Genomic DNA, 2,976 nt, shown 5'->3' on the forward strand with positions numbered 1-2,976 from the left:
ACCAGCGCGGCGTTCTGCTGGGTGACCTGGTCCATCTGGGTGATGGCCTGGCCCACCTGCTCCACGCCGGCGCTCTGCTCGCTGCTGGCGGCGCTGATCTCGCCCATGATGTCAGTCACCCGCCGCACCGAGGCGACCACCTCGTCCATGGTCATGCCAGCCTGGTTCACCAGCGTGGTGCCCTGGCCCACGCGGTCCACGCTGATGGTGATGAGGTTCTTGATCTCCTTGGCGGCCTCGGCGCTGCGCCCGGCCAGGCTGCGCACCTCGCTGGCCACCACGGCGAAGCCCCGGCCCTGCTCGCCAGCGCGGGCGGCTTCCACCGCCGCGTTCAGCGCCAGGATGTTGGTCTGGAAGGCGATGGAATCGATCACGCCGGTGATGTCGGCGATCTTGCGCGAGCTGTCGGTGATCTGCCCCATGGTGCTGACCACCTGCGACACCACGGCGCCGCCGCGCGCGGCCACCTCGGCCGCGGTGGTGGCGAATTCGCTCGCCTGGCGCGCGGACTGCGCGCTCTGCTGCACGGTGCTGGTGAGCAGCTCCATGGACGACGCGGTTTCTTCCAGGTTGGCCGCCGTCTGCTCGGTGCGCTGGCTCAGGTCGTGGTTGCCCGAGGCGATCTCGGTGCTGGCCGTGGAGATGCTGCCCGACGCTTCCTGCACCTGGCGCACCAGGCCGCGCAGCGAGTCCTGCATGCGGCCCATGGCGGTCACCAACTGGCCCACCTCGTCCTGCTGCGTGGCATGCACCTCGTGCGACAGATCGCCGCTGGCGATGCGCTCGGCCAGATCGCGCGCCTGGGCCAGCGATTGCGTGATGGAGCGCACGCTGAAGAAGGTCAGCGGAATGAGCACCGCCAGCCCCAGCAGGAGCCCGCCGCCGATCGCGGCCGACATGAAGGCCGTGCGCGCTTCCACGCCCTGGCGCGCCTCCTCCATCTGCTGGCGCGCGGTGGTGGCCAGGCTGGCGAACAGCTGGTCGGTGGCCTCCATGTGCTGCTTGAGGCGGTCGGCATAGGCGCCGCCCCCAGCCCCGTCGATCTGCGCGCGCTCGATCTGCTCGAAGATGGGCGAGATGCCGGCTTCGTACTGCTTGATCTCGGCGAGCGACTTGTCGATGCCCTCGACGAAGGCGGCATCCCCCGCCTGGGCCTGCCGCACGTCGGCCAGGCTCTTGCGCAGCGCGGCGAGCGTCTTGCCCCAGCTGTCGCGCAGGGCCGACACTTCGACCGAGTTGTTGAAGTTGATGATGATGTCCTTCTCGGCCCGGCGCAGATTCCCCAGTGTGGTGCGCAGTTCGGCCATGTCGGTCAGGGTCTGCACGCGCTGCGAAAACAGCACCTGCAACGTGTCCCGCGTACGGTCCAGGGCGAGATAGCCCATGGCACCGATGACGACGAGGAGCACCAAGGAAAAGATCGTCCCGAAATACAGGCGGGTGCGAATCGACAGGCGGCCCAGAGCGTTCATGGCTCTCCTCTACAAAATGTTACTTGAGCGTTAGCAATAACCACGCCACCAAAAAAAACACGGCCTCGTGGGCCGCATCGGCGATCACTATATGCGGCGCCCTGCCAATAGCCGACGGGGTATTCACCGAGGGGCCAACACGCGGCGCCATGCCCTCACACCGTGCAGTGGAAAACAAATTGTCACAAATAGAGGGCAAAGTCACTGCCATCGCGACCGCGCCGGCGCGCGCCTTCCGGCCCCGCCATGGCGCCCGCCACACCTTCGGACTCCACATGGCACACCCCTTCACTGCATCTCTCGCGTCCAACGCATCCCCTGCCCCCACTGCCGCCCGGCCGGGCACCGGCTCACTGAGCCAGCGCCTGCTGACTGTCTTTCTCGCCGTCCTGGCGCTGAGCCTGGTGGGCTCGGCCATCGGCATCTGGTCGCTGCACCACATCGGCCGCGCCACGGACGCCATGGTGCAGCGCAGCGTCGCGACCGAGCGCCTGGTGGCCGATGCGTACCGGCTGCAGGCCATCAACGCCGAGCGCTACAAGGCCGTGGCACTGAGTTCCGAACCCGAGGTGGGCGAGATCCTCGGCGCCGACATCGCGCGCACCCAGCAGCAGTACGACGCGCTGGTCGCCCAACTGGCCCGGCGGCTCGAAGGCACCGAGGACATGCAGCAGGTGGCGCAGGTGCGCACCATGGGCGCCACCTTCCTGGCCGCGCGGACGGAGCTGGTGGCCGCGCGCGATTCGGGCCTCACCGAGCGCATCCGCAAGGTCTACGGTGAACGCTTCCTGCCCTCGGCCACGGCGCTGCTCCAGGCGCTCGAAGCGCTCTCGCAGTCGCAGCGGCAGGACATCGACGAAGCGGCGGCGCAGGTCGCGCGCCTGAGCGGCATGGCGCGCTGGGCGCTGGTGGCCTTCGGCGCGCTGTCGCTGGCCCTGGGCACCCTGCTGGCGCTGTGGCTGGTGCGCAGCATCACCCGCCCGATCGCCATCGCCAGCGCCACGGCGGACCGCGTGGCCGGGCTGGACCTGCGCCAGGACATCGCCGGCCACGAACGCGACGAGACCGGCCGCATGCTCACCTCGCTGTCGGTGATGCAGGGCGCGCTGCGCAGCCTGGTGCACCGCGTGCAGACCCTGGGGCAGAGCATCAGCGCCGCCTCGACCGACATCGCGGGCGGCAACGCCGACCTGTCCAACCGCACCGAGGAGGCCGCCGCGCGGCTGCAGGAAACCGCGGCCTCGCTGGAGCAGGTCACCCGCCGCGTGGCGGATGCGGCGGCGTCCGCCGAGCGCACGGAAGCCCTGGCCTCGCAGGCCGCCAGCGTGGCGCAGGAAGGCAGCGGCGTGGTCACGCAGGTCGTGGACACCATGGACCGCATCGCCACGGGCTCGCGCCGCATCGCCGACATCACCGGCGTGATCGACTCCATCGCCTTCCAGACGAACATCCTGGCACTGAACGCCGCCGTGGAGGCCGCACGCGCCGGCGACCAGGGCCGGGG

General features: G+C 69.7%; 2 protein-coding genes. One reads left to right on the plus strand and one right to left on the minus strand.

From position 1 onward, the window contains the following. On the minus strand, positions 1-1,472 hold a 1,472-nt coding region (locus tag AC27KI_RS21960), incomplete at its 3' end, for a methyl-accepting chemotaxis protein (RefSeq protein WP_487115825.1). A gap of 275 nt (positions 1,473-1,747) precedes the next feature. On the opposite strand from AC27KI_RS21960, the gene AC27KI_RS21965 reads away from it, so the two are divergent. Further along, positions 1,748-2,976 (plus strand): methyl-accepting chemotaxis protein (locus AC27KI_RS21965; RefSeq protein WP_487115827.1); only part of this gene is annotated, 1,229 nt, incomplete at its 3' end.

The organism is Acidovorax sp. KPB24-03 (assembly GCF_057546605.1).